Below are 26,676 nucleotides of genomic sequence, written 5' to 3' on the forward strand. Positions count from 1 at the left end.
GCTGGCGGGGGCTTTTCGCTGGTGCGCTTCAGATCACTCTGCCGGCTGATCCTTGACCTGACGCTTCTCGATCAGATCCACCAGACGCTTGGCCAACGCCGGGTAATTCTCGTCGAAGTGGTGGCCGCCGGGCAGTTTCACCGCTTCGCCCACTGCCGTTTTGTCAGTGCAGCCGCTCTCATCGGTTTCTTCGGCGCCGTAGATGCACACAACCTTGGCCGGTGGCAGCTTGGCCATTTCCGGGCCGGTGGCGGCTTCTTTGCCGGCGTTGCCGAGCCAGCCTTCGACTTCGATTTCGAAGCTGCCGGTGCGGGCGAAGGCCAGCAGGATGATTGCGTCGACGCGTTGCTGCTCGGTTTCCGGCAGGCGGTTGTAGATGGCCGGCAGGACGTCGGCACCGAACGAGTAGCCGGTCAGGATGAAGCGCTTGGTACCCCACTTCTGGCGGTAGTGCTGCATCAGTTCGGTCAGGTCCAGCGCGCTCTGTTCCGGGCTCTTGTGCTGCCAGTAGTAGCGCAGGGTGTCGATGCCGACCACCGGGTAGCCGATCTTGGCCATTTCACCGGCCACATCGCGGTCGAGATCTCGCCAGCCGCCGTCACCGGACAGGAACAGCGTCACGGTGTCCTTGGCCTGGCCAGCCGGGACTTCCACGACCGGGATCTGCAGGCCGCCGGCCGCCTTGTCACCACCGACAAGAATCTTGCGCAGTTCGTTGTTCAGCACTTGCGGCAGGTTGATGTCGTAGTCGCTGATGCTGGTTTCGGCGTTCGGTTGGTCGCGCACGAAACCGGCGCTGGTGTCGTCCGGGTTGTCGTTCCAGGCCACCAGCCAGTGGCCGTGGGCGGCGGATTTTGGCAGCAGGTGGGTGCAGCCACCTTTTTCCAGCGCCAGGTCGACCGACACGGCCTGGGCCTTGTCGTCCTTCTGTTCAGACAGCCAGCGCCAGGCCAGCACTGCGCCAGGGCCGATGCCGCTGACCAGGGTCGCCGGGCCGTTCAGTTCGCGCAGACCGCTTTGCAGTGCGCGGCTCTGCAGCAGGCAATCCTTGGGCAGAATCACCTGAACGATCTGCGCCGAGGCGCTGCGGCTCAGGGTGGTCAGTTGATTGTCGGTGAGTTTCTTGTCGTCCTCGACCGCCACAAGCACCTGCGCCTTGGGCTTGGTGCCGGGGATGAGCCGGGTCATGACAGTGCCGTCAGCCGGCGTGAGCTTTTCAAGGGTCGGTTCCGGTGCCGGGCGTTTGAGGTACCAGTAACCGCCGCCGGCAATCACGGCCAGCACGATCAGTGCGGCCAGGATGTACTTCAGGGAGCGTTGAATCATCAGCGTTTCACCAATCCAGTCAAGCCGCCCGCGATCAGGGCAGCAGTATCGGCCAGTGCCACCAGCGGATCGAGTCCGGCGGGCACCGCCATATAACGGGGTTCCCAGTCAGGCTGGAACTTGTCTTTGAAGCGGCGCAAGCCTTGGAAGTTGTACAGCTGCTCACCACGGCGGAAAACCATCGAGCCCAGACGCTGGGTCAGCGGTGCACCACGACGGGGTTGCAACCCCGACAGCGGCACCATGCCCAGGCTGAAACGCGCGTATCCGTGACTCTTATAATGTTGAATCAGGCCGACCATCAGAAACTCCATGGTCAGCTTGGGGGCGTCCGGGTGCGAGCGCATCAGGTCGAGACTGGCCAGGTCATGGCTATAAGTCTCGAGCAGGTTGGCGAACGCCACCGGACGGCCTTCGAAGCGAATCACCGCGATGCGGAAATGCTTCAGGTAATCGTCGCTGAAACGGCCGAGGGAAAAGCCTTTCTCGCGCACGTTCTTGCCGGTCAGCCAGGCATCGGAAATCACCTTGAGCTCATCCATTGGTGCCTGGCCCGGCTCGTGGATTTCCAGCGACAGGCCGTCGCGGGTGCCGCGGTTCCAGGTGTAGCGCAGGTCCTTCATCTCCTTGCCCTTGGCATCCAGGTCAAAGCGATGCAGGTCGACCCGGGCTTCCTCGCCCAGTTTGATCGCGGTCAGACCAATGTCCATGTAGTACGGCAGGTTCTCGGCACGCACTTGATAGAACACGGGACGGGCGTGGTGGATGTCGCACAGGTCGCGGAACTGCCAGATCATTTCCGCCCGTTGCTGACCAGGGCCGATCGGGTCGTACAGCGCCACCAGGCTGCGGCCGCGACGGGCGTACATCAGAAAGGCTTCGTCGTTGGGGTGGAACAGCAGCGCCTTGTCACCGGTCAGGGCCAGGCCGCCGTCCGGTTGCGAGGAAGCCATCAGGATCTTCGTGGCGCGCTCCAGTTCGTCCGCTGTCGGCAGATGAATCACCGGGCGGGCGGTACGCAGCAACCAGGTCAGGGCGATCACCAGCAACAGCACCGCCGCACCCAGCAGCGAGCGCAGACCGCGCGGGGCGTCGGCGTCGAGGGTGAACTGCCACCACAACTGATGGCTGTACGGCACGTCCTGGTAAGCGAACAGCAGCAGCCAGGTCGAGGCGCCGAGCACACACAGACTGGCCACCAGATACAGCGGCGAGAACGGAACTTCGGTCAGGCGGCTCGGGCGATAGAACGAGCGGCGGAACACCCCCAGCAGTGCGGCGGTGAGGGTCATCAGCGTGGCTTCTTCCCAGTCGAAACCCTTGAGCAGCGAGAGCAGGGCGCCAACCAGCAGCAGAATGGTGGTCAGCATCCACGCAGCCGACAGTCGGCGACGCAGGCCCTGTGCGAGCATCAGGCACAGCACGCCGATCAGGCTGGCGCCGAAGTGCGAGGCGTCGACGAGGCGATGGGGAATCAGGTAGGCGATGTGTTCCAGGCGCGTGTCGATTTCAGGTGTCGCGCCGGAAAACAGCAGCACCACGCCGGACAGGAACACCAGCACCGCGAGGATCGGTGCCGCCAGACCGGAAGCGGCGCGCATGGTCTGGGTTTGAAACAGGCGCTGACCTTCATTGATCAGCAGCAGCACGCAAGCCACCAGCAATGGCAGCACTACATAGATCATGCGATAGAGCAGCAGGGCGGCGGCCAGTGGCGCCGCGCCGAGCTTGTCGGCGAACGCGGCCAGAAGAATCGCCTCGAAAACCCCGACCCCGCCCGGCACGTGGCTGAGCACGCCGGCAGCAAGGGCCAGCAGATACACCAACAGGAACGCGCCGAATGGCGGTGCTTCCGGCAGCAGCATGTACAACACGGTAGCGGCAGCGGCCACGTCGAGGGCGGTGATGACCAGTTGCAGGAACGTCAGGCGTCGGCCCGGCAAGCGCAGGGTGCGGCGGCCGACCTTGACCAGCAGGTTGTCGCGATAAGGCTGCTCCGGCAGGCGCCGACGATAGATACCGACGGCCAGGATAGCGCCGAGCAGCAGCACGGCAGAGGCAATCGTGGCCAGCAGGCCCTCGGACAGGCCCAGGGCTTGGGAGGCTGCCGGCAGGTCACTCAGGGTAGCCAGCGCCGCCAGTGGCGGCAGCGCACAACCCAGCGACAGGCTGGCGAACAAGGTCATGTGCGCAACTTCCGAAGCGCCCAGGCCAAGCCGAGCATATAAACGGTAGCGCACCGAGCCGCCGGACAGCATCGACAGACCGATGGCATTGCCGATCGCGAATGCGGTGAAGCCGCCGAGCGCCAGCGTGCGCGGCGGGATGGTCACGCCGGCGTAGCGACTGGCCGACCATTCGTAGCCCAGCAGAATGATGAAACCCACGACCGTTGCACCGAAAGCACCCAGCAGGGCCGGCTTGGGCACATCGAGTATCGAGTCGTGCAAGGCATAGAGATCGAGTTCGCTGAGCAGATGGCGGCAGGCGATCAGTGCGATGGCGAACAGCAGCAACGTGACCGCCAGACCGATCGGTTGCCGGTATTTGCTGATTCGATCCAGCAGGCGCATGCGCTCGGGCTTGATCGATGGATTCTCGGTGAGGGTGTCTTGTGGATCAGACGAGTTGGCGCGCATCAATCACCTCTTGGATTGTGCGCGACAGGATGGGGGTATCCAGCCAAGTTACCAATCCCTGTAGAAAAAAATAATCACAAAATACTACGCCTCTCGTCGGGTATCGGCGAGGGCAGGTCTCGGATTGGAGACCTCTTGCCTGCGACTCAAGCATAGTCGCAACTCGCGGGTCTGACGATCCTGAACGGTTCACTGCACGATGACAGATCATTGTTGCGAAAGGACTTTTTCCACAGGTACAAAAAAGGCCACTCTTTCGAGCAGCCTTTTTTGATGTTTGGTTGCGGGAGCCGGATTTGAACCGACGACCTTCGGGTTATGAGCCCGACGAGCTACCAGACTGCTCCATCCCGCGTCTGTGTGGCGGCATTCTACAGGCGAACGGCGGGGTGTCAACCGATAATCCCGGGAAGGGTCAAATAAGTGTGAAATCGCGTCAATCCGCCGCAGAAGAGGGGGTAAGTTTCGGAATTGCAACGAATTCCTGTTTGGCCCGGATGATTGCCAAATGAAAAACAGACGCGCACAAAAAAGGCCACTCTTTCGAGTAGCCTTTTTTGATGTTTGGTTGCGGGAGCCGGATTTGAACCGACGACCTTCGGGTTATGAGCCCGACGAGCTACCAGACTGCTCCATCCCGCGTCTGTGTGGCGGCATTCTACAGAGAATTGCCGGGGTGTCAACCTTGTATCCGGGTGAAATCTGTTCTGGTTCAATTGCTTAGCTCTTTTTGGAGGGTGCTCGCGGGGCCGCAGGTCAGGCAGGACGTGGGTCTCAGCTCTATCGGGTGGTGAATTTCGATTGAGAAAATAAATTCAAAGGAAGTTTCCTACTGATGGAAAAGAACCTTCATACCACTGGTGCTATATACAGGTGTCAGTGAGATACTGCCCGTCCGGCTTGCCATGTTTCCTTTTCTGCCATGACTCAGCGAAAAATCATCCACATCGACTGTGACTGTTTCTACGCCGCCATCGAGATGCGGGATGACCCGCGTCTGGCCGGCAAACCGCTGGCGGTGGGTGGTTCGGCAGACCGGCGCGGGGTGATTGCTACCTGCAACTATGAGGCGCGGGCTTACGGGGTGCGTTCGGCGATGTCTTCCGGGCATGCGTTGAAGTTGTGTCCGGACCTGACCATCGTCAAGCCGCGGATGGACGCCTACCGCGAGGCATCGAAGGAAATTCACACGATCTTTCGCGACTACACCGACCTGATCGAACCGCTATCACTGGACGAGGCCTACCTCGATGTCTCCGACAGTGCGCATTTTGGTGGCAGTGCCACTCGGATCGCCCAGGACATCAGGCGCCGCGTCTCCAATCAATTGCACATCACCGTCTCCGCCGGCGTCGCGCCAAACAAGTTTCTGGCCAAGATCGCCAGCGACTGGAAAAAGCCCAACGGCTTGTTTGTCATCACCCCGGATCAGGTCGAAGACTTCGTCAGCGGCCTGCCGGTGAGCAAGTTGCATGGCGTTGGCAAGGTCACTGCGGACAAATTGGGCAAGCTTGGAATCAACGACTGCTCGCAACTGCGCGAGTGGGACAAATTGGCGTTGGTGCGCGAATTCGGCAGTTTTGGCGAGCGACTCTGGAGTCTGGCCCGTGGGATAGATGAGCGGCAGGTGCATAACGACAGTCGTCGTCAGTCGATCAGTGTCGAAAACACTTACGACGTCGATCTGCCCGACCTGCGCAGTTGCCTGGACAAGCTTCCTGAATTGCTCGAGACCCTGAAAACCCGCATGGCTCGGATCGACAGCAGCTATCGGCCGGGCAAGCCGTTCGTCAAAGTGAAATTCCATGATTTCACCCAGACCACGCTGGAGCAGGCCGGGGCAGGGCGGGATCTGGGCAGTTATCAATTGATGCTGACGCAGGCGTTCAATCGCGGTGGCAAACCGGTGCGACTGCTCGGGGTCGGGGTGCGGCTTGAGGATTTGCGCGGCGGGTTCGAGCAGATGGAGTTGTTCGAGCGGTAGCGCGCATAAAAAAGCCCGAAACAGGTTCGGGCTCTTCTATAAGTGTTGTCAGTTCGGACCAGGGTCCGCCACCAGTCGCCCGGCATCCTTGGTCAGAGACTTGAGAAACTCGGCCTGCAACTCGGGATCGTTGCGCGTCAGCTCGATCAGGCTTTGCTCCAGCTCACTGGCTTCTTCTTCAAGACCCAGTTCCGACAGGCGCTTGACCCGGTGCACCCACTGGCTCACTTCGTCGTCTTCCAGATCGTCGTAAATCAGGCCATGCGCTTCCAGCAGCTTGCCGCGCAGGTGACTGCTGATGGTCAGGGACGAGTCGGAATGCACGTCATCCTTGGCGTCTTCGACGCTGATCTGCAGTTTGCCCACGTGATTCAGATCGTTTTCGGCGAACGGACTGTCCAGCAGGTTCAGACGCAGCACGCCGTTACGATCGGTGGTCATGTCGAAGGTCTGCTTGCCGGCCTTGACCTGCACCGGGCGCTCGCTCCACGGCAGGCTCGAATACTCCATGCGCTTGTCGCGCTGAACTTCATCGATACCGGCCAGGTTCTGTTGCGCACGACCGTGGGACTGCACGTTCATGAACGGATTGAGCCCGGCGAATCCGTAGCTCAGCCAGTCCTTGGTCACGCTGTCCGGCAGGTTGCCGAGAGCGAACACATTGACCACGTTGGCGCCGACGCCGGCCACCACCGCCACGGCACCCAGCGGAATCTCGTAGATTTCGCGCCAGGGCTGGTAAGGCGTGTAGCGGTCATAACGACGGGTCACTTCGTATTCGGTGACCTCGAAGGTTTTCTGCTCGTTGATCTTCACGCGGCGCTGCGGCAGCTCAAGCACCTTAGGCTCACCGACATCGATCTGCAGGCTGTGATCGAGCAACTTTCGCTCGACCCGCTCTTCGTGCTCGCTGCGCTGTGACATGTGATTGGCGCAGCCGCTGACCAGCAGGGTGCCGCACAGGGCGGCACCACCGAGGCCTAAGGTGTTTCGCTTGAACATGAGGACTCTATCTGGTTTCAGCGGCGGATACGGGCCTGCAGGAAGGACAGTACGTCGGCAACCGGCAGCGCTTGCGCCTGGCCTTCGGTACGGCTCTTGTATTCCAGGTTGCCTTCGGCGAGGCCGCGGTCGCTGACCACGATCCGGTGTGGAATGCCGATCAGCTCCATGTCCGCGAACTTGATGCCCGGGCTGGTTTTCTTGTCGCGGTCGTCCAGCAGCACTTCGAAGCCGGCCGCGGTCAGTTCCGCGTACAGCTTGTCGGTGGCTTCGCGCACCTGCTCGGTTTCATAGCGCAGCGGCACCAGGGCGATCTGGAACGGTGCCAGGGCGTCGCTCCAGATGATGCCGTTCTCGTCGTTGTTCTGCTCGATGGCGGCAGCCACCACGCGGGACACGCCAATGCCGTAGCAACCCATTTCCAGGGTGACCGGCTTGCCGTTCTCGCCCAGCACTTCGCACTTCATCGCCTTGCTGTACTTGTTGCCCAGCTGGAAGATGTGCCCGACTTCGATGCCACGCTTGATTTCCAGGGTGCCCTTGCCGTCCGGGCTTGGGTCGCCGGCCACGACGTTGCGCAGGTCGGCTACGGTCGGAACCGGCAGATCACGCTCCCAGTTCACGCCGAAGTAGTGCTTGTCATCGATGTTGGCACCGATGGCGAAGTCGCTCATCAGCTCGACCGAACGGTCGATGATGATCGGCAGCGGCAGGTTCAGCGGGCCGAGCGATCCGGCGCCGGCGCCAATGGCGTCACGCAGTTCGGCATCGGAGGCCATGACCAGCGGGCTGGCAACGCCTGGCTGCTTGGCGGCCTTGATTTCGTTCAGCTCGTGATCGCCACGTATGATCAGGGCGATCAGCTTGCCTTCTTCTTCGGCATGCACGATCAGGGTCTTGATGGTCTTTTCAATCGGCAGATTGAATTTCTCCACCAGGGCCGCGATGGTCTTGGTGTCTGGCGTATCGACCAGACGCAGCTCTTCGCTTGGCGCGGCGCGCGAGGTTTCACGCGGTACGGCTTCGGCCTTCTCGATGTTCGCCGCATAGTCGGAGCCGTTGCTGAAGACGATATCGTCTTCGCCGGACTCGGCCAGCACGTGGAACTCGTGGGAGCCGGCGCCACCGATCGAACCGTTGTCGGCTTCCACCGGACGGAACTTCAGGCCCAGGCGGGTGAAGATGTTGCAGTACGCTTCGTGCATGCGGTCATAGGTGATCTGCAGCGACGCCTGATCCGCATGGAACGAGTACGAGTCTTTCATGATGAATTCGCGACCGCGCATCAGGCCGAAGCGTGGACGGATTTCGTCACGGAATTTGGTCTGGATCTGGTACAGGTTGATCGGCAGCTGCTTGTAGCTGCTCAACTCGTTGCGCATCAGATCGGTGATCACTTCTTCGTGGGTCGGGCCCGCGCAGAAATCGCGACCGTGGCGGTCTTTGATGCGCAGCAGCTCAGGGCCGTATTCTTCCCAGCGCCCCGATTCCTGCCACAGCTCGGCGGGTTGGGTGCTCGGCATCAACACTTCCAGAGAGCCGGCGGCGTTCATCTCTTCGCGAACGATGGCTTCCACCTTGCGCATCACTCGCAAGCCCATCGGCAGCCAGGTATACAGGCCCGAGGCGAGTTTGCGGATCATGCCGGCGCGCAGCATCAGCTGATGGCTGATGACGACCGCGTCGGAAGGCGTTTCTTTCTGTGTGGCGAGCAAAAATTGACTGGTGCGCATGGTTGGCCGTTGTCGGTTGCTATGACTGGAAATGACGGAGCAGTGTACCGGCGAGAGCTGCCTACGTACAGAAGCGCAGGGCCGGCGCAATACCCTGCGCCGGGTGCGAGATGTCTTACGACTCTTCGGCGACGGGCGTCGGCACGGGGTCCGGTGTCGGCGTCGGGCCTTCGCGGCGACTCTCCTGGAACCAGTGCAGGGCGATCAGCACCAGGGTCGGCACACCGAGCAGTGCGGTGATCATGAAGAAGTTGTGGTAGCCGAACTTCTCCACCATCACCCCGGAGTAGCCGCCGATGAGGCGAGGCAGCAACAGCATGATCGAGCTGAGCAGCGCGTACTGGGTCGCGGAGAATTTCAGATTGGTCAGGCTGGACAGGTAAGCGACAAACGCCGACGTGGCCATGCCCGAACTGAAGTTGTCGAGGGAGATAGTCACGATCAACATCTTCAGGTTCGGGCCCATGTCCGCCAGCATCACGAACAACAGGTTGGTGCCCGCAGACGCCGCACCGCCGATGAGCAGTATCGGCAGGATGCCGAAGCGAACGATCAGCAGACCGCCCATCCCGGCACCCACCAGGGTCATGATCAGGCCGAAGATCTTGCTGACGCTGGCGATCTGGTCCTTGGTGAACCCCTGGTCGATGTAGAACACGTTGGCCATTACGCCCATCACCGTGTCCGACATGCGATAGGTGGCGATCAGACCGAGCAGCAGCAGGGCCTGCCAGCGGTAACGCAGGATGAAGTCATTGACTGGCGTCAGCACTGGCGCCAGGCCACGGCGACCCATGGCCGAGAGGCACAGACCGGTCAGCAGGGTGTAGAGGATGGCACGCAGGAACGCCCGGTCTTCCAGCAGCAGGTCCAGCGGGCTCATGCTGCCGAACAGCACACTGGCGAAATCGGTGTTGTAGAGCTGGGTAAACATGGCCGGTACGGATACCAGCAGGACGATCAGTACGAACACCGACATCAGTTGATGCATGAAGGTGTAGCGCCCGGCCTGCAGCTGGGTACGCAGCGGTACCGGCGGTTCGCGCATCAGCAGGGTGGTGATCAGGGCGGGGACCATCAAGGCGCCGAACAGCACATAGGTGCCGGTCCAGGCGGAATGCTGATAGTTGAACCCGGTGGAGCCGAAACCTTCAGCGAAGAACAGGGCACCGGCCGTCGCGAGCAGGGCGGCGACCCGATAACCGGACATATAACTGGCGGCCAGCGCGGCCTGGCGGTTGTCTTCGGCGATCTCCAGGCGGTAGGCGTCGACTGCGATGTCCTGGGTGGCGGAGGCGAAGGCGACGATCACGGCGATGGCGATCAGCCAGGACAAATGTTTCTGGGGGTCGCAGAAACCCATGCCGATCAGGCCGAGGATTACCAGCGATTGCGCAAGCACCAGCCACGAACGGCGTCGACCCAGCTTGCCCAGCAATGGCAGGCGCCATTGATCGAGCAGGGGCGACCAGACCCATTTGAAGGCATAGGCCAGACCGATCAGGCTGGCATAGCCGATCGTCTCGCGGGCTACACCGGCTTCACGCAGCCAGACCGAAAGTGTCGAGAACACCAGCATGTACGGCAGGCCGGCGGCGAAACCCAGCAACAACAGCACGAGCGTCGAAGGACTGGCATAGGCGGCGAGCGCGGCGCGCCAGGTTTTACGGGGCATGGGCTGAAGTCTGCCTCAAGATTGCGAAAACAAAGCGCGCACTCTAACCGCTGTGCTCTACCGGGCGCCAGCCATGACGCTGAATATCCACACGATTGTTCAGGATCGTAATGCCCTCCATACGCAATCGTGCCCGCTGTTCATCGCCTGAAGGGCTGCCCGCCGGCAGACTGAGCCGACCGCCGGCACCGAGCACGCGGTGCCAGGGCAGCTTCGTGTCGCCGGGCAACTGGCTCAGGGTACGGCCGACCCAGCGGGCGGCGCGCCCCAACCCGGCCAGTTCGGCCAACTGACCATAGCTGACGACCTTGCCTTCGGGCACTTGGGCAAGGGTCGAATAGAGTGCCGTGCGTCGGATTTGCGGGTCGTTTTCGCAGGCAGGTATCGGGTCTGTCACGGGCGCCGTTCCTGAACAAGATCGATTCATGGGGTTCAAGGGTAATCCGTGATCGGGCAATTGAGAAATGAACTCAACAGAAATAGCCGGGTCACTCCTTGTCAGAGGATTATTCCTACGGATAATGCCGACCCTTTTTCGCAAACCCGAGTTTCCGATTCGCTTATGTTGTCCAGAACCCTGTTGTGCCTTGCTGTCTTCAGTGCGTCCACGCCCTTGCTTGCCGATACCGTCTGGTTGAAGAACGGTGACAAGCTGAGCGGCAAAATCACCCTGTTCGATGGCGGCAAGTTGCTGGTCCAGACCCAGTACGCCGGCGCGGTCACCATCGACTGGAAGCAAGTCAAGACCCTGGAAAGCGATCAAGAGCTGCTGGTCAAGCAGGATGCCTACAGCGGTGAGAAGGCCAAATCGCTGACTGCCGCCGAAGACGGCAAGGTCACTCTGGCCAACGGCGAAGCGCCGAAAACCGTCGAGCTGGCGAGCATCCAGCAGATTCTCAAGCCCAAACCCGTGGTCGAGGATCTGGTATGGAAGGGCAATGTCGACCTGGCCCTGGATTATCAGCGTGCCGAAAAAGACACCGATGATTACGACGTCGGCTTCAAGACCACCGCGCGCCATGGCCGTTGGCGTCATACCGCTGAGGGCGAGTACAACCGTGAAGTTCAGGATGAGGTGGTGACCACCAACAACTGGCGCGCCGAATATGCCCTGGACCGCTTCCTGACCGACAAGTGGTTCTGGCAGGGGCGGTTGAACTACAAGCGTGACTACGTCGAAGAGTTGTCACGCCAGCGTGTGGTCGGTACGGGTCCTGGCTATCAGTTCTGGGATGATGAGCTGGGCGCATTTTCCCTCGGCTCGCTGCTCAACCGCACCGATTATGAGTACAGCGACGGCGGCAAGGACAACTTCTATTCCGTTGCCATGAAGTGGGACTATAACCGCTACCTGATCGGCAAGAAGGTACAGTTCTTCACCACCGGCGAACTGGGCAAGCCATTGTCGGACGTCGCCAACTATGCCCTGGATTCGGAAGTGGGCCTGCGCTACAAGGTGACGGACTGGGCCTCGCTCAATCTCAAGGCCGAGCGTGACATCATCAGTGGTACCAAGGACGCGGATCTGAACAAGACCCGCTACACCGCAGGATTTGGCGTGGCCTGGTAACGCCCGGCCGAAAAAATCGCAGCCTTCGACAGGCTGCGATTTTTTTTGCCTGTACAAAACAGGCGCCCACAAAAAAGCCCCGCTTTTAAGGGCGGGGCTTTTTACCAAAGAAGCTACAAGTTAGATAACTTGTACTTCTTCAGCTTGCATGCCTTTCTGACCGCGGGTAGCGATGAAAGAAACCTGTTGGCCTTCTTTCAGGCTTTTGAAGCCGTCGGACTGGATAGCTTTGAAGTGAACGAACAGGTCGTCACCGGATTGTGGAGTGATGAAGCCGAAGCCTTTTTCATCGTTGAACCACTTAACGGTACCGGTTTGGCGATTAGACATGGTGTAACTCCTTGAACAAAGATAACTGCGACTCAGGAAGAACCCTGGCCGAGACTGAGTGCAAAGAGCAGGAAAAATTCTTGTAGATGGTTGGATCGAAATTCAACATATCGTGTAGAGATTCTCAGTGACACAAGCAGCACAGTGGCGCCACCTTAACCCTTTTTCCGGAACGTGCCAATGCTTCTTGCGAAGGTTTCTCCGTTTTAAGGATCGGCGGTGTGACGGTTCGTCGCGAAGCCGTGTAATTCCTGCATGTTCGGCGAGATTTGCACCACGGACTTTGAACCGGGCGGCGCGCCCGGTAAGATGCCGGACAGTTTTTTTCCACCTCGCTATTCAGGACACCCCGCCATGAGCATCAAATCGGACAAGTGGATTCGCCGCATGGCGCAGGAACACGGCATGATCGAGCCGTTCGTCGAGCGCCAGGTACGCGGCAGCGACGACAGCCGTGTGATCTCCTACGGCGTGTCGAGTTACGGCTACGATGTGCGCTGCACCAACCATTTCAAGGTGTTCACCAACATCAATTCGGCCATTGTCGATCCGAAAAACTTCGACGCCGGCAGCTTCGTCGACGTCCACAGCGACGTCTGCATCATCCCGCCGAACTCCTTCGCCCTGGCCACGACCGTTGAATACTTCCGTATTCCACGCAATGTCCTGACCATCTGCCTGGGCAAAAGCACCTATGCCCGTTGCGGCATCATCGTCAACGTCACCCCGCTCGAGCCCGAGTGGGAAGGCCAGGTGACCCTGGAGTTCTCCAACACCACCAATCTGCCGGCGAAGATCTACGCCAACGAAGGCGTGGCGCAGATGCTGTTCCTCGAATCCGACGAGGAATGCGAAGTCTCCTACAAGGACCGCGCCGGCAAGTACCAGGGCCAGCGTGGCGTGACCCTGCCACGCACCTGATCCGTCCATCCGGCAGTTACCGGGAATTCTTCGGCGGGTAGACACTCTATGGGGTGTACTGCCCGTTTCGCGAACAGCGGGACTGGCCTTCGCCGAGGAGTGCTCCATGAAGATCGATCCGCAAATCACTGCCGAACTGGCAAGGCTCGAGCCCAATCAGGTTGGCGTATTGGCCTGGTCGTTGCTGGCACACCCGCCCGTCACCCTGGCTGGCGGAATTCCTCACCAGCCCGATCCCGATACCCCTAACGAAGAACCGACCGAGCCCGGCGAGCCGACGTTGCCGGACAAACCGCCACCTGCGCCTGTCGCGTGATTGAATGCATGGCCCGTCGGCTGAATCCTGAACAGGACGTCAGCCGACGGGCCATATTTCGTTGTCGCCAATGACAAAGATCCGACAACGCTCGTCCTTCTCCACCGGATAGCCGCCGGTGAAGGCACCGAACGCCGGCAGCAGGCTGATGCGTTCTCCCAGACTGAAACACGCCAGCCGCAGACGCTCACGCCCCTTGCCGTTCAATCGATAAACCGGATGCACATGTCCTGCGAGTACGTGGCGTTCAGGGTGCGGATCGGGTTCGTGCTGCAATGCGAAGGGCCCAAGCAGTAACGGCTCCGGCACCACCCGAATGTTCAGCGTCTGCGGTGGATCACCGGCGCGCTTGTCGTGATTACCGCGAATCAACGTGATCGGCAGATCGGCATGACGCGCCCGCCACTGCGCCAATGCCTGCAAAGTGTCGGGGGCATGGGAGCCGGGCCCGTGCAGAAAGTCCCCAAGAAAGATCAGTTGTCGACACGGCAGTTTCGCCAGCAACTGCTCGATCACCGCGATGTTGCTCGCCGTGGTGCCCTGCGGCACCGGTTGCCCCAGGCGACGGTAGGCGGCAGCCTTGCCGAAATGCACATCGGCAATCAACAGCGCCTGTTGCGCCGGCCAATACAATGCCTTTTCCGGCAACAGCCAGAGTTCTTCACCCGCCAGACGCACAGGGTAGGGCGCGTTCATCAGGATTGGCCCTTGTCGGCGGTTTTCTCCAGATCGCCGACCATGCGCCGGATACGGTCGGCGAGTTTTTCCGAACTCATGCTTTCGCGCATGCGTTCCACCAGCAATGGAAAGCCGAGTGGAGTCGGGCGTTTGATCAGGTGTATGTCCAGTTTCATCCGGTTGATTCGCTCCAGTGCCTGTTCCAGTCGATGAATATCCAGTTCTTCGCGCAGGACTTCTTCCCCGGCCTGGGCCAGTAGAAGGTTGTCGGCGTCGTATTGTTTGAACACTTCGAAGAACAACCCGCTGGAGGCCTGTACCTGACGGGTACTTTTCGGCGCGCCGGGGTAGCCAGCGAATACGAGTCCGGCGATCCGTGCGATTTCCCTGAACCTGCGCAGCGCCAGCTCCCCCGCGTTGAGACTGGCCAACACATTCCTCAATAAATCCTCGGGGCTGAGCAGGGCGCCATCCAGTTGCACAGACCAGTCAACCGGTGTGGCACTGAGCAATTCCAGTCCGTAATCATTGACCGCAATCGAGAAAGTCACAGGCAGGCGCTGGCTGACTCGCCACGCGAGCAGGCTGGCCAGCCCCAGATGCACCTGACGTCCGGCAAACGTGTAGAGGAAAAGGTGCCAGCCTTCGCGGGATTTCAGCACCTCGGCCAGCAGATTGTTGACGGTCGGCAGGCCCGACCAGCGCATCTGCGTTTCCAGCAGCGGCTGCAAGGCCTGCATTTCCGGGCCTGCAAACTCGCCTTGCGCCGCCGCGCTGAATCGGCTGACCACCGCGTCAGCGAGTTCGCTGGACAGCGGCATGCGCCCGCCATTCCAGCGCGGCACGGCGGCTTTTTTGGCGGTGCTGCGTTTGACGTAGGCGGTCATGTTTTCCACCCGCACCAGTTCCAGCAAGCGTCCGGCGAACAGGAAACCGTCGCCGGGTTTGAGGCGGGCGATGAAGCCTTCTTCAACGCTGCCCAGTTGCTTGCCACCACCGCCCTTGCTCCAGAATTTCAGGTGAATGCTGGCATCGCTGACGATGGTGCCGATGCTCATCCGATGGCGACGCGCCAACCGGGCATCGGGGACGCGCCAGATTCCGTGCTCGTCCGGCTCGACCCGACGGTAATCCGGATACGCCGTCAGCGACATCCCGCCGTGGCGTACGAATGCCAGCGCCCAGGCCCAGTCCGCGAGCGACAGGTCACGATAGGCCCAGGCGCTGCGGACTTCTTCGTACAGTTCATCGGGAATAAAACCACCGCCCAGGGCCATGCTCACCAGGTGCTGCACCAGTACATCCAGCGGTTTGTGCGGTGACAGACGCGGCTCGATTCTGCGCTGCGCCACGGCATCGCGTGCGGCAGCGGCTTCGATCAGTTCCAGACTGTGGGTCGGCACCAGGGTGACCCGCGACGTTCGACCGGGCGCATGGCCCGAACGGCCGGCCCGCTGCATCAGGCGCGCCACGCCTTTGGCCGAACTGATTTGCAGAACCCGCTCTACCGGCAGAAAGTCCACCCCCAGATCGAGACTCGAAGTGCAGACCACGGCTTTGAGCTGGCCATTCTTCAGCGCCTGCTCGACCCAGTCCCGGGTATCGCGCGACAGCGAACTGTGATGCAGGGCGATCAACCCGGCCCAGTCCGGCCGCGCTTCCAGCAAGGCCTGATACCAGATTTCCGATTGTGCCCGAGTATTGGTGAACACCAGGCTGCTGGCGCAAACCTCAAGTTCGGCGACCACCTGCGGCAACATCTTCAGACCGATATGCCCGGCCCAGGGAAAGCGCTCGATCTGCGGTGGGAGCAGGGTATCGACACGCAGGGTTTTTTCGCTTTGACCCTGAACACTCACGCCACCGCCCTGCGGGATCAGTACCTGTTCGGCATGGGATTGATTGCCGAGCGTCGCGGAAACACCCCAGACAATCAGCTCAGGATGCCAACGCCGTAACCGGGCGAGGGCCAATTGCAATTGTACGCCGCGCTTGTTCCCGAGCAGTTCATGCCATTCATCGACCACGACCATGCGCAAGGTCGACAGCGCCGTTTGCGCGTCGGCGCGGGCGAGCATCAGGGTCAGGCTTTCCGGGGTGGTGATCAGCGTGGTCGGCAGGCGCCGGTTCTGCCGGGCGCGTTCGCTGCTGCCAGTGTCGCCGGTACGCAGGCCGACGCTCCAGGGAATGAGCAAATCGTCCAGCGGCGTTTGCAGGGCGCGCGCGGTGTCGGCGGCCAGTGCGCGCATCGGCGTGATCCACAAGACAGTCAGCGGTTCGGCGGGTGGTTTGCGTTTACGGGTGGTTTCAGCAACAGGCCCGGAGCGGGCAAAGCGATTGAGCGCGGCAAACCACACCGCGTAGGTTTTACCGGCGCCGGTGCTGGCGTGCAGCAGGCCGGACTCGCCACGTTTTACCGCGGCCCACACCTGCTTCTGAAAGGCGAACGGCTTCCAGTCGCGGGCGCTGAACCAGTGTTTGGCGAAGTCGGTGGAAGTGCCCATGCCGGCGACGAGTGCTCTGAAGGTGTTCCTTCAGTGACCGCGCCGGCCGGGCAATAGTTTTACTTGAGATTGCCGCTGAGGAATTGCTTCAGGCGTTCGCTTTTCGGATTGCCCAGCACTTCTTCGGGCGCGCCTTCTTCTTCCACCAGCCCTTGGTGCAGAAAAAGCACCTGGCTCGACACCTTGCGCGCAAAGCTCATTTCATGGGTGACCATGATCATGGTCCGGCCTTCCTCGGCCAGGCCCTGAATCACCTTGAGCACTTCACCGACCAGTTCCGGGTCGAGCGCCGAAGTCGGTTCGTCGAACAGCATGACTTCCGGCTCCATCGCCAGCGCCCGAGCAATCGCCACCCGTTGTTGTTGGCCGCCGGAGAGGAACGCCGGGTATTGATCGGCCACCCGCGCCGGCAGACCGACCTTTTCCAGATAACGCCGGGCGCGGTCGTCGGCTTCCTGTTTGCTGCAGCCCAGCACCCGGCGCGGGGCCATGGTGATGTTTTCCAGCACGGTCATGTGGCTCCACAGATTGAAATGCTGGAACACCATCGCCAGGCGCGTGCGCAGGCGTTGCAGTTCATTGGGGTCGGCGACGTGCATGCCGTGGCGGTCGGTAACCATGCGGATCGCCTGGCCGTCGAGGCTCATTGCGCCGTCGTTGGGCTGTTCGAGAAAGTTGATGCAGCGCAAAAAGGTGCTTTTGCCCGAGCCGCTGGCGCCGATCAGACTGATCACGTCACCGGTCTTGGCCTTGAGCGAGACGCCTTTGAGCACCTGATGGTCGCCATAGCTTTTGTGCAGGCCTTCAACGGTCAATTTGTACATGGGACAGGCATCCTCAAGGCGAAAGTAAGTAGCCGCTGCGATAGGCTTCGGCGCCCGCGACGTGGGCGATCACCATACCGGCCGTGGCCATGCGCCGCAGCGAGCGGGCATAGAGCAGACCGGAAGCGGTGCAGTGGACTGGCGTGACCCGGTCGCTGATCGGGTCGATGATTTCGGCAATTTTCTGCCCGGCTTCCAGAAGCTGGCCGGGCGTGGCGGTGTAGACCAGCAGGCCGCCGACGGGAGTGGCCACCGGTTCCACGCCGGCCAGCGGTGTGGCGGGGTGTGGCAGCGCCGGCAAGGCTTTGGGCTCGCCGGCAATGGCACCGAAATGGATCAGGTAATCGATCAGCGCCTGGCAATCGCGACTGGCCAGCGGATGGGTGACATCCCCCTGGCCACGCAACTCGACGGTGACCGAGAAACTGCCCAGTGGAATTTCGAAGTGTTCGCCGAAGCGCTCCTTCAATTGCCACCACAACAGGGTGAAGCATTCGTCGAACGACTGACCGCCGGAGTCGGTGGCCAGCAGGCTCGCCTGGGATTCGATGTAGCGCGCCAGCGGCTCGACCTGCGGCCAGGCCTCGGGCGTGGTGTAGAGGTGGACCACGGATTCGAAATCGCAGTGCAGGTCCAGCACCATGTCCGCATCGCAGGCCAGCCGTTGCAGGGTCAGGCGCTGGGATTGCAGCTGAGTCGTGGCGGTGTGGCGGGCGAGGGCATTGCGCAGGCTGGTGCGGATCAGTTCCAGGTTGCGCTGCGGGTCGTCGCACAGCAGCGCTTCGATCTCGTTGCCGATTTCTTCGCTGAGGTCGACGAACCAGCGATTGAAGTTCTGCCCGCTCTCCAGTTCGTAGCGGCCCAGTGGCACGTCCATCAGCACTTGTTCGAGGCCGACCGGGTTGGCCACCGGCACCAGCACGATTTCGCTGATCAGCCGCCCGGCGGCTTCCAGCTCCGCCAGACGCTGCTTGAGGTGCCAGGCCACGAGCATGCCGGGCAGTTCGTCGGCGTGCAGCGAGGACTGGATGTAAATCTTGCCTTGGGCCTTGTCCGGGCCGAAATGAAAGCTGTGAATCTGTCGTGCAGTCCCCGGCAGCGGGGCCAGCAGATCGTGTATCTGGTGGCGCATCTCAAAAGGGTCCTAGTGGGTCGGGCCAAGGAAGGCCAGCCATCGGCGTTCGGCGAGGCGGAACAGGCCGACCAGCGCAAAGGTGATGGTCAGGTAGATCAGCGCGGCGATGCCGAACGACTGAAAGGTCAGGAAGGTCGCCGAGTTGGCGTCCCGTGCGACTTTCAGGATGTCGGGGATGGTCGCGGTGAAGGCCACGGTGGTCGAGTGCAGCATCAGGATCACTTCGTTGCTGTAGTACGGCAACGACCGGCGCAGCGCCGACGGCATGATCACGTAGGCATACAGTTTCCAGCCGGTCAGGCCGTAGGCCTTGGCCGCTTCGACTTCGCCGTGGTTCATGCTGCGGATCGCCCCGGCGAAAATCTCCGTGGTGTAGGCGCAGGTGTTGAGGGCGAAAGCCAGGATCGTGCAGTTCATCGCATCGCGAAAGAAACTGTCGAGCAGCGGTTGGGCGCGCACCGCGGCCAGGCTGTAGATCCCGGTGTAGCAGATCAGCAGCTGGATATAGAGAGGCGTGCCGCGGAACAGGTAGGTGTAGAACTGCACCGGCCAGCGGATGTAGAAGTGCGGCGAGACCCGGGCGATCGACAACGGAATCGACACGATGAAGCCGAAGAAGATCGAGGCGCTGAGCAGCCACATCGTCATGGCCAGCCCGGTGATGTTCTGGCCGTCGGTATAAAGGAAGGCTTTCCAGTATTCCTGCAGGAGTTCGATCATCGTACGGCCTCCCGGGCACCGGCAGCGTAGCGGCGTTCGAGCCAGCGCAGGATGAAGTTCGAGGCACTGGTGATCAGCAGATAAATCAGCGCGGCGAGGACCAGGAAGTAAAACAGTTGATAGGTGCTCTTGCCGGCGTCCTGCGCTGCCTTGACCAGATCGGCCAGGCCGATGATCGAAACCAGTGCGGTGGCCTTGAGCATCACCATCCAGTTGTTGCCGATGCCCGGCAGGGCGAAGCGCATCATTTGCGGGAACACCACGAAACGAAAGCGCTGGCCGCGCTTGAGGCCATAGGCGGTGGCGGCTTCGACCTGCCCGCGCGGCACCGCGAGAATCGCGCCGCGAAAGGTTTCAGTGAAGTACGCGCCATAAATGAAGCCCAGAGTCAGGACCCCGGCGGTGAACGGGTCGATCTCGATGTATTCCCATTCCAGGTAGTCAGTGAGCGTCGTCAGCCAGGTTTGCAGGCTGTAGAAGATCAGCAGCATCAGGACCAGGTCCGGTACCCCGCGAATCAGCGTGGTGTAGAGCTGGGCGGGCAGGCGCAGCAGTTTGACTTTTGACAGCTTGGCACTGGCGCCGAGCAGGCCGAGCAGCACGGCCACCAGCAGCGACAACGCCGACAATTTGATGGTCATCCAGGTGCCTTCCAACAGCAAAGGACCAAAGCCCTTGAGGCTGAAGGCGGATAGCCCCAGATTTTGTAAGAGGTTTTCGAACATAAATCAGCAACCTGACTGAATGAAAAAGGCGCCCATCGAGGATGGGCGCCGGGGCATTATTTGCCGCTGTACAGATTCAGATCGCCAAAGTGTTTCTTTTGAATCTCGGCGTATTTGCCGTCATCGTGTAACGCTTTGATACCTTTATCCAAAAGTGCTTTCAGCTCGGTGTTACCTTTCTTAATACCGACAGCGGTCTTGGCTGGCAGCAAGTGGTTGTCGACCGGCTTGCTGACTTCATAGTCGGCGCCCTGCGGCGACTTCAGAAAGCCCAGTTCGGCCTGCAACATGTCCTGAATGCCCGCATCGAGACGGCCGGAAGTCAGGTCGGAATACACCTGGTCCTGATTCTGGTAGGCCTGGGTTTTCACGCCGGCCTTGTCCAGCACGGCTTTGGCATAGGCCTCCTGGATGGTGCCTTGCTCGTAACCGACGGTTTTGCCTTTCAGCGAGGCGACGTCGTCGGTAATGCCCGAACCTTTCTTCGACACGTAGGCCGTCGGGCCGGAGAACAGCTCGCTGGAGAAGTCGATGACTTTTTCGCGGGCTTCGGTAACGGTCATCGACGAGATCACGCCGTCGAACTTATTGGCCTTGAGGCCCGGAATCATGCCGTCGAAGTCGCTTTCGACCCATTTGCACTTGACCTTCAGCTCGGCGCAGATCGCGTTGCCCAGATCGATGTCAAAGCCCACCAGGCTGCCGTCGGCCGCTTTCGACTCGAACGGTGCGTAGGAAGGATCGACGCCAAAACGCAGCTCTTTGTATTCCTTGGCCAGCGCGGAGCCGGCGGCCATGCACAACGCCAGTGCAGAAAGGGTCAGCAATGCTTTTTTCATTATTCAATCCCTAAGAACCAATATGAGCGCTTGTGGCGCAGAATGATTGTTACTGGAACGCTTACGACTTATAGAAAGTAGCAATTTCCGAACCAGAGTCCCGAACAAGTGTTTTAAAAGGTGTATGAAGTGCATGCCGGGGACGGTCAGTGCACGAAAACGGGCACGCTGCAAATGCTGCACCAGGATGGTTCGGAGGGATCGTTCCCACGCTCTGCGTGGGAACGATCGGGGAGGCGTGAGGGCAAGGATCAGACCAAGAGGTTTTGCAGGGTCGCCAGGCTGTCGGCCTCCTCGACGGTCTTGTCCTGACGCCAGCGCAGCATGCGCGGGAAGCGCACGGCGATGCCGCTCTTGTGCCGGCGAGAGAGGGCGATGCCTTCGAAGCCCAGTTCGAACACCAGACTCGGCTTCACGCTGCTGACCGGACCGAATTTTTCCACGGTGGTCTTGCGCACGATGCTGTCGACCTCGCGCATTTCTGCATCGGTCAGCCCGGAATAGGCCTTGGCAAACGGCACCAGCGCCCGTGAACTGGAACCGGGCGGGCCGTCCCACACTGCAAAGGTGTAATCGCTGTAGAGGCTGGCGCGGCGACCATGCCCGCGCTGGGCGTAGATCAACACCGCGTCGACGCTGAACGGGTCGACCTTCCATTTCCACCACACGCCCATGTCCTTGGTCCGGCCGACGCCATACATCGCGTCCCGGGCCTTGAGCATCATGCCTTCGACCCCCAGGCGCCTGGAGGCCTCCCGCTGACGGGCTAGGTCGAACCAGTCGTCACCCGTCAGAATCGGCGACGGCAGCAACACCGGGTTGTTGCACTGGGCAATGACGTGTTCCAGTTGTTCACGACGCCTGGCCTGAGGCTGGTTGCGCCAGTCTTCACCCTGCCACTCCAAAAGGTCGTAGGCGAGTACTACCACCGGCGCGTCTTCGAGGATTTTCCGGTCCAGCGACTTGCGGCCGATCCGTTGCTGCAACAAGGCGAACGGTTGCACCGCCGGCGCTTCTGTCGACTGCGGAGCAAAAGCGTCTTCGGTGACCGGGCGGTTGTTCTTCCACACAACGATTTCGCCGTCGATCACCGTGCCGTCGGGTAAACCGTGCAGCAGGGTGTCGAATTCGGGAAAACGCTCTGTCACCAATTCCTCGCCGCGCGACCAGACCCACAGTTTCCCGTCGCGCTTGACCACCTGCGCGCGAATGCCATCCCACTTCCATTCGACTTGCCAGTCGCTCGCGGGGCCGAGCAACGCGTCGAAGGTTTCCACCGGTTGCGCCAGCGCATGGGCGAGGAAGAACGGGTAGGGCTGACCACCGCGCTGGGCATGTTCGTCGCTGGATTCGGGGGCGATCAGTTTCAGGTAGCTGGCGGCGTTCGGCCGGTTGGACAAATCGGTGTAACCCACCAGCCGCTGCGCCACGCGTTTGCTGTCGAGCCCGGCCATGGAGGCCAGGGCGCGGGTCACCAGCAGTTTGGACACGCCGACCCGGAAGCTACCGGTGATCAGTTTGATGCACAGCATCAGGCTCGGCCGATCCAGTTGTGCCCACAGTGCCGGCAACTGATGGGCGAGGTATTCCGGGGTTTCACCGCGCAGGGGCAGCAGTTTGTGCTCGATCCATTGAGCAAGGCCGGCCTCGGAGGTGTACGGGTTTTCCGGGAGCACCAGCGAGATGGTTTCCGCCAGATCGCCGACGGCCTGATAGCTTTCCTCGAACAGCCACGGCGTAAGTCCCGACACGTCGACGGCGAGTTCGCGCAGGATCCGCACGGGCACCAGTTGCCGTGGCCGTCCGCCGGACAGAAAGTACACCGCCCAGGCCGCGTCCTGCGGCGCCGCGTGAGCAAAGTAGGCCTGCATGGCCGCCAGTTTGGCGTTGCTGGAGGTGGTGGCGTCGAGTTCGGCGTACAACCCGGCGAAGTCTTTCATGGTTGCACCTCGGCCACGGTGGGTTCGACGGCGAGGGTGTCCTGTTCATCGTCACCGTATTCGGTGTTGAAACCTTGAGCATCCAGCCCTTTTTCCCGCAGGTGGCGGACCAGCACACCGATCGAGCCGTGAGTGACCATCACCCGTTCGGCGCCGGTCTGTTCGATGGCCCACAACAGGCCGGGCCAGTCGGCGTGATCCGAAAGCACGAAACCGCGATCCACGCCGCGCCGCCGACGGGTACCACGCAGGCGCATCCAGCCGCTGGCGAAGCTGTCGCTGTAATCGCCGAAACGGCGCATCCAGCTGCTGCCGCCGGCCGACGGCGGGGCGATGACCAGCGCCTGGCGCATCATGGGATCGTTTTTCTTCACGTCGCCGGCGTAGATCGTCGGTGGCAGATACACGCCGGCCTCGCGATAGACCCGGTTCAGTGGCTCCACCGCGCCGTGGCTGAGGATCGGCCCGAGGGTTTCGTCGATGCCATGCAGGATTCGCTGGGCCTTGCCGAACGAATAGCAGAACAGCACGCTGGTCCTGCCAGCCTGGATATTCGCCTGCCACCACTGATTGATCTCGCCAAACACCTGCGCCTGCGGCTGCCAGCGGTAGATCGGCAGGCCGAAGGTCGATTCGGTGATGAAGGTGTGGCAGCGCACCGGTTCGAAAGGGGCGCAGGTGCCGTCGGGTTCGATCTTGTAGTCGCCGGACGCGACCCAGACTTCGCCGCCGTACTCCAGGCGAATCTGCGCCGAGCCGAGCACATGGCCGGCGGGATGAAAACTCAAGGTGACGCCGTGGTGGGTCAGGCGCTGGCCGTAGTCGAGAGTTTGCAGGTTGATGTCCTGGCCCAGACGCGCGCGCAGAATCCCTTCGCCGGCGCTGGTGGCCAGGTAATGCTGGTTGCCACCACGGGCATGATCGCCGTGGGCATGAGTGATGACCGAGCGCTCGACGGGTCGCCACGGGTCAATATAGAAATCCCCGGCGGGGCAGTACAAACCTTCGGGGCGGGCGATAACAAGATCCATGGCGTTACCGGAATGGAAGACTTGTTAGCTATGAGGTTGGCGCGAAGTCAGAAGTTCTATTGATTTTCAAAAGCACCCTCACCCCAGCCCTCCCGAAGCGTCGGACCGCCCGGAGGGAGAGGGAGCCTACGGGGGTGTTTGGCGAGGGACATCGACCTGTGAGATCGCGTCGATTATGGATCTTTCAAGCAGCAATACGAATCTGGATTCGGTGCAGCAAGTTCAGGTCGGCGAACCTCTTGAATATTCCCCGATCAGTCCCCTCTCCCTAAGGGAGAGGGTTAGGGTGAGGGGGCTTTTGATCTTTTGGGGAGTAGCGCTATTTCCCGGGAGTAAGCGTCAGCCGCGTCTTGCCATACACCCGGTCAAAGTTCTGCGGCTGCATCGGCAAGCCGATGTACTGGCCTTTGAGCCACGGATCGATGCCGTTCAGGTAGTTCGGGCTCACCGGATTTCCGGATTGTCCTGTGCCGTTCTGCCCCATCAACGGCTCGCTCTGACCGAAGTCGACGATAAAGCGCATCGACGGCGCACGCGTGGTGTTGAAGTCCTGGCCCCAGGCAAATGCCGCCGTATTCAGCGTCGTGTGATCGCCGCCAGCCGCGATCGGGCCGCGGACGGTCTGGCCGTTGGCATTCTTCCACTCGTAGCGGTGCAGTTTTCCCCACTGCCAGGCTTTGTGATCGCCACCCAACTGACTGTCGCCGGCAGTAATCGCTGCCGCCAGACTGCGGGCCAGGATCGCCGGTTTGTCTTCTTTTTGCGGGGTACGGGCGTCGTCCCAGAATGGACTGTCTTCGCGGCCCAGCAAGTGATCGGCCTGGGCGGCGTAGGACAGATCGCCATTGGCGATAAACGCTTTCCACGCCGGGCTGCTTTGCGGGCCGAGTTCGTCGAGGAACATCTGCTTCATGCTTTCCTGCAGGAACAGCTCGTAGATCGCCGCGTCGGCGGAGGTCGGGCTGAGTTTGCCGTCGAACGCCATCAAGCGGGTGTAGGCTTCGCGGGCCTTGCTGCGGTCGGCTTCCGGCAGGGCGTCGATCGCCTGTTTCAGCGGCTGCGCCATGCCCGGGGCTTCGAACATTTTCTTCAGCTTGGCGGCGAACGTGGTGGTTTGGTCGTACTGCATGGCGATCATGCTGCGACCGTCCTGTTTACCGCTGCCGGCCATTTCTGCGAGGCGCTCGCCACGCTCCGGCGCGGCCCAGGAATTGGACAGTTGCATGCCGTAGCCATGGGGAATGACCCGCTGATTGGCGGTGCCGAGCCAGCCCTGCGCCGGATCCTGATCGTACGGATGCAGCATCGGGTCGGCGTAACCGTCCCAGTCGTAGCGACCTTCCCAGCCCGGCGACGGCAACAGGCCTTCGCCTTCACGGCGGTTCGGGAATCGCCCGGTGACTTGCCAGCCGATGTTGCTGGCGTCGGCAAATACCAGATTCAGCGCGATGGCGCGGATTTCCCGGCTGGCGTCCGAGGCGCGTTCAGCGGTTTGCGCGCGGCTTAGATCAAAAAACGCATCGAGGGATTTGTCATCGGTGAAGCTCGGCGTCTGCAGGGCCAGGCCGAAACCTGTGCCCTGAGCGGCGGCCTGAGCACTGTTGAGCAGCGCGCCGTGGCGGGTTTCGTACACCGCTTCGCGAATCGGCCGCTGGCCTTTGACGAAATAGGTTTCGTTGCGCACGCCCAGCGGTTGCCATTTGCCGTTGACCTCGTATGTCAGGCTGCTGCCCTGGCGACGGATCTTTTCCAGAAACAGGTCCTGGTTGTCACCGAAAACACTGGTCGCGCTCCACGCCACTTTGCCGTTGAAACCACCGAGCACCATCGGCAGGCCGGCGACAGTCACGCCGGCGGCCTGGTATTTAGGTGCGTGAATCTGCACGAAACTCCACAGCGACGGCGCGGCCAGCGGCCCATGGCTGTCGCTGGCCAGCAGGCTCTTGCCGTTGCGGCTGCGTTGCGGGGCAATCGCCCAGTTGTTCGAGGTGCTGGCGCCGAGCAGGTTCATCGCCGCCAATTGTTCGCTGGCGTTGCTCAGTTCGTTCAGGCCGGGAATCTGCCCGTTGAGCTTGATGCCTTGCAGTTTGTCGACTTCAGCCATCGGCAGGTTTTCGTCAGGGGCGGACGGCGTCAGCCAGGCGAGCTTGTCGGTGGTGACGGTCTGCGCCAGCACCAGCGAAGCGATTTCTTCCGGCAGGTTGGCCGACTGACTGAAGTTCAGCAGGCAGAAAATCAGCGCCGAATCTTCCGGTTTCCAGTATTCAGGCTTGTAGCCGCTGGAGGCCAGATCCCCCGGCAACTTGTCGGCGTAGCGGAACAGGTAGGCGTTGACGCCCCGCGCATAGACTTCGAAGAAGCGCTTGAGCCGTGGCGACGAGGCCTTGTACAGCTCGCCGGCGCTTTTCTTCAGATTGACGGCGCGCATGTAGCGGTCGGCGTCGAGCATCGAAGCCCCGGACATTTCCGCCAGACGACCCTGGGCCAGCAGGCGCAGGGTGACCATCTGATTGATGCGGTCGCTGGCGTGTACATAACCGAGGGCGAACAACGCATCGTGGAAGCTGTTGCTCTCGATCAGCGGCATGCCCATGGCATTGCGGCGTACCGAAACGTTCTGCGCCAGGCCCTTGAGCGGCTGTACACCGGAGGTGGGCGGGAGGGTGTCCTGGGCGTTCCAGGTCTGACAACCGGTCAGGCTCAGAACACCGGCCACTGCTGCGGCAACGCCGAACCGGGGAAGAAAATGTGAAAGGGCTGGCGAGGCCATGGCAAAGCTCCTGC

Annotated in this window: 21 protein-coding genes and 2 tRNA genes; 4 read left to right on the plus strand and 19 right to left on the minus strand. The window is 61.3% G+C overall.

Annotation, left to right across the window (positions count from 1 at the left end):
* Nucleotides 1-33: 33 nt before the first annotated feature.
* The 4 genes from ACSPX5_RS00995 to ACSPX5_RS01010 all read right to left on the minus strand — a co-directional run bounded on the left by ACSPX5_RS00995 (nucleotide 34) and on the right by ACSPX5_RS01010 (nucleotide 4,607).
* Nucleotides 34-1,326, minus strand: a complete 1,293-nt coding sequence (locus ACSPX5_RS00995) for a virulence factor family protein (protein ID WP_323159906.1) — start codon at nucleotides 1,324-1,326, stop codon at nucleotides 34-36.
* Nucleotides 1,326-3,965: a bifunctional lysylphosphatidylglycerol flippase/synthetase MprF gene (gene mprF / locus ACSPX5_RS01000; protein ID WP_169429124.1), complete on the minus strand. Its 2,640-nt coding sequence runs from the start codon at nucleotides 3,963-3,965 to the stop codon at nucleotides 1,326-1,328. The genes ACSPX5_RS00995 and mprF overlap by 1 nt, the downstream gene beginning before the upstream one ends.
* Before the next feature lie 278 nt (nucleotides 3,966-4,243).
* A tRNA-Met gene (locus ACSPX5_RS01005) sits at nucleotides 4,244-4,320 on the minus strand.
* Nucleotides 4,321-4,530: 210 nt separating this feature from the next.
* Nucleotides 4,531-4,607, minus strand: a tRNA-Met gene (locus ACSPX5_RS01010).
* 280 nt (nucleotides 4,608-4,887) lie between these two features.
* Here ACSPX5_RS01010 and dinB point away from each other — a divergent pair.
* Nucleotides 4,888-5,949: a DNA polymerase IV gene (gene dinB, locus ACSPX5_RS01015; RefSeq protein WP_114881690.1), complete on the plus strand. Its 1,062-nt coding sequence runs from the start codon at nucleotides 4,888-4,890 to the stop codon at nucleotides 5,947-5,949.
* Nucleotides 5,950-5,997: 48 nt separating this feature from the next.
* On the opposite strand, the gene ACSPX5_RS01020 is transcribed toward dinB, so the two are convergent.
* The 4 genes from ACSPX5_RS01020 to ACSPX5_RS01035 all read right to left on the minus strand — a co-directional run bounded on the left by ACSPX5_RS01020 (nucleotide 5,998) and on the right by ACSPX5_RS01035 (nucleotide 10,786).
* Nucleotides 5,998-6,951, minus strand: coding sequence for a hypothetical protein (locus ACSPX5_RS01020; protein ID WP_169429125.1), 954 nt, complete (start codon nucleotides 6,949-6,951; stop codon nucleotides 5,998-6,000).
* A 17-nt stretch (nucleotides 6,952-6,968) separates the two neighbouring features.
* Nucleotides 6,969-8,684, minus strand: coding sequence for a proline--tRNA ligase (locus ACSPX5_RS01025; RefSeq protein ID WP_207866678.1), 1,716 nt, complete (start codon nucleotides 8,682-8,684; stop codon nucleotides 6,969-6,971).
* Between the two features lie 115 nt (nucleotides 8,685-8,799).
* Entirely contained in the window at nucleotides 8,800-10,359 is a 1,560-nt protein-coding gene (locus tag ACSPX5_RS01030; RefSeq protein ID WP_169429127.1) for an AmpG family muropeptide MFS transporter, read from the minus strand.
* Between the two features lie 43 nt (nucleotides 10,360-10,402).
* Complete coding sequence (locus ACSPX5_RS01035; RefSeq protein ID WP_439820789.1) at nucleotides 10,403-10,786, minus strand: MGMT family protein; 384 nt, start codon at nucleotides 10,784-10,786, stop codon at nucleotides 10,403-10,405.
* A gap of 135 nt (nucleotides 10,787-10,921) precedes the next feature.
* On the opposite strand from ACSPX5_RS01035, the gene ACSPX5_RS01040 reads away from it, so the two are divergent.
* A complete protein-coding gene (locus ACSPX5_RS01040) occupies nucleotides 10,922-11,929 on the plus strand; it encodes a DUF481 domain-containing protein (RefSeq protein WP_169429129.1) in 1,008 nt (335 codons plus the stop codon).
* A gap of 120 nt (nucleotides 11,930-12,049) precedes the next feature.
* Here ACSPX5_RS01040 and ACSPX5_RS01045 read toward each other — a convergent pair whose 3' ends face one another.
* The gene (locus ACSPX5_RS01045) at nucleotides 12,050-12,259 is read right to left on the minus strand and encodes a cold-shock protein (RefSeq protein ID WP_002554837.1); all 210 of its coding nucleotides are present in this window, start codon (nucleotides 12,257-12,259) and stop codon (nucleotides 12,050-12,052) included.
* Between the two features lie 354 nt (nucleotides 12,260-12,613).
* Between ACSPX5_RS01045 and dcd the strand changes: the two genes are divergently transcribed.
* A complete protein-coding gene (gene dcd, locus ACSPX5_RS01050) occupies nucleotides 12,614-13,180 on the plus strand; it encodes a dCTP deaminase (RefSeq protein WP_007954988.1) in 567 nt (188 codons plus the stop codon).
* A 106-nt stretch (nucleotides 13,181-13,286) separates the two neighbouring features.
* Nucleotides 13,287-13,496: a hypothetical protein gene (locus tag ACSPX5_RS01055; RefSeq protein WP_065259270.1), complete on the plus strand. Its 210-nt coding sequence runs from the start codon at nucleotides 13,287-13,289 to the stop codon at nucleotides 13,494-13,496.
* A 39-nt stretch (nucleotides 13,497-13,535) separates the two neighbouring features.
* On the opposite strand, the gene pdeM is transcribed toward ACSPX5_RS01055, so the two are convergent.
* The 10 genes from pdeM to ACSPX5_RS01105 all read right to left on the minus strand — a co-directional run bounded on the left by pdeM (nucleotide 13,536) and on the right by ACSPX5_RS01105 (nucleotide 26,662).
* Entirely contained in the window at nucleotides 13,536-14,192 is a 657-nt protein-coding gene (pdeM, locus tag ACSPX5_RS01060; protein ID WP_169429130.1) for a ligase-associated DNA damage response endonuclease PdeM, read from the minus strand.
* On the minus strand, nucleotides 14,192-16,678 hold the full coding sequence (locus ACSPX5_RS01065) for a ligase-associated DNA damage response DEXH box helicase (protein ID WP_439820790.1): 2,487 nt from the start codon (nucleotides 16,676-16,678) through the stop codon (nucleotides 14,192-14,194). Before ACSPX5_RS01065 ends, pdeM begins: the two co-directional genes overlap by 1 nt.
* 59 nt (nucleotides 16,679-16,737) lie before the next feature.
* Nucleotides 16,738-17,502, minus strand: a complete 765-nt coding sequence (locus ACSPX5_RS01070; protein WP_085697407.1) for an ABC transporter ATP-binding protein — start codon at nucleotides 17,500-17,502, stop codon at nucleotides 16,738-16,740.
* Nucleotides 17,503-17,515: 13 nt separating this feature from the next.
* The gene (locus ACSPX5_RS01075; protein ID WP_439820791.1) at nucleotides 17,516-18,634 is read right to left on the minus strand and encodes a succinylglutamate desuccinylase/aspartoacylase family protein; all 1,119 of its coding nucleotides are present in this window, start codon (nucleotides 18,632-18,634) and stop codon (nucleotides 17,516-17,518) included.
* A 12-nt stretch (nucleotides 18,635-18,646) separates the two neighbouring features.
* Nucleotides 18,647-19,357 (minus strand): ABC transporter permease, encoded by a 711-nt coding sequence (locus ACSPX5_RS01080; protein ID WP_011332767.1) that lies wholly within the window; start codon nucleotides 19,355-19,357, stop codon nucleotides 18,647-18,649.
* On the minus strand, nucleotides 19,354-20,082 hold the full coding sequence (locus tag ACSPX5_RS01085) for an ABC transporter permease (RefSeq protein WP_169429133.1): 729 nt from the start codon (nucleotides 20,080-20,082) through the stop codon (nucleotides 19,354-19,356). Before ACSPX5_RS01085 ends, ACSPX5_RS01080 begins: the two co-directional genes overlap by 4 nt.
* Nucleotides 20,083-20,138: 56 nt before the next feature.
* Complete coding sequence (locus ACSPX5_RS01090; protein ID WP_011332769.1) at nucleotides 20,139-20,921, minus strand: transporter substrate-binding domain-containing protein; 783 nt, start codon at nucleotides 20,919-20,921, stop codon at nucleotides 20,139-20,141.
* Between the two features lie 251 nt (nucleotides 20,922-21,172).
* Nucleotides 21,173-22,861 (minus strand): ATP-dependent DNA ligase, encoded by a 1,689-nt coding sequence (locus ACSPX5_RS01095; RefSeq protein ID WP_439820792.1) that lies wholly within the window; start codon nucleotides 22,859-22,861, stop codon nucleotides 21,173-21,175.
* The gene (locus ACSPX5_RS01100; protein WP_439820793.1) at nucleotides 22,858-23,892 is read right to left on the minus strand and encodes a ligase-associated DNA damage response exonuclease; all 1,035 of its coding nucleotides are present in this window, start codon (nucleotides 23,890-23,892) and stop codon (nucleotides 22,858-22,860) included. The genes ACSPX5_RS01095 and ACSPX5_RS01100 overlap by 4 nt, the downstream gene beginning before the upstream one ends.
* Nucleotides 23,893-24,211: 319 nt before the next feature.
* On the minus strand, nucleotides 24,212-26,662 hold the full coding sequence (locus ACSPX5_RS01105) for a penicillin acylase family protein (RefSeq protein ID WP_439820794.1): 2,451 nt from the start codon (nucleotides 26,660-26,662) through the stop codon (nucleotides 24,212-24,214).
* Nucleotides 26,663-26,676 lie beyond the last annotated feature (14 nt).

The sequence above is a fragment of the Pseudomonas sp. HLG18 genome, from assembly GCF_051903985.1.
GTDB classification, from domain to species: Bacteria; Pseudomonadota; Gammaproteobacteria; order Pseudomonadales; family Pseudomonadaceae; genus Aquipseudomonas; species Aquipseudomonas fluorescens_BT.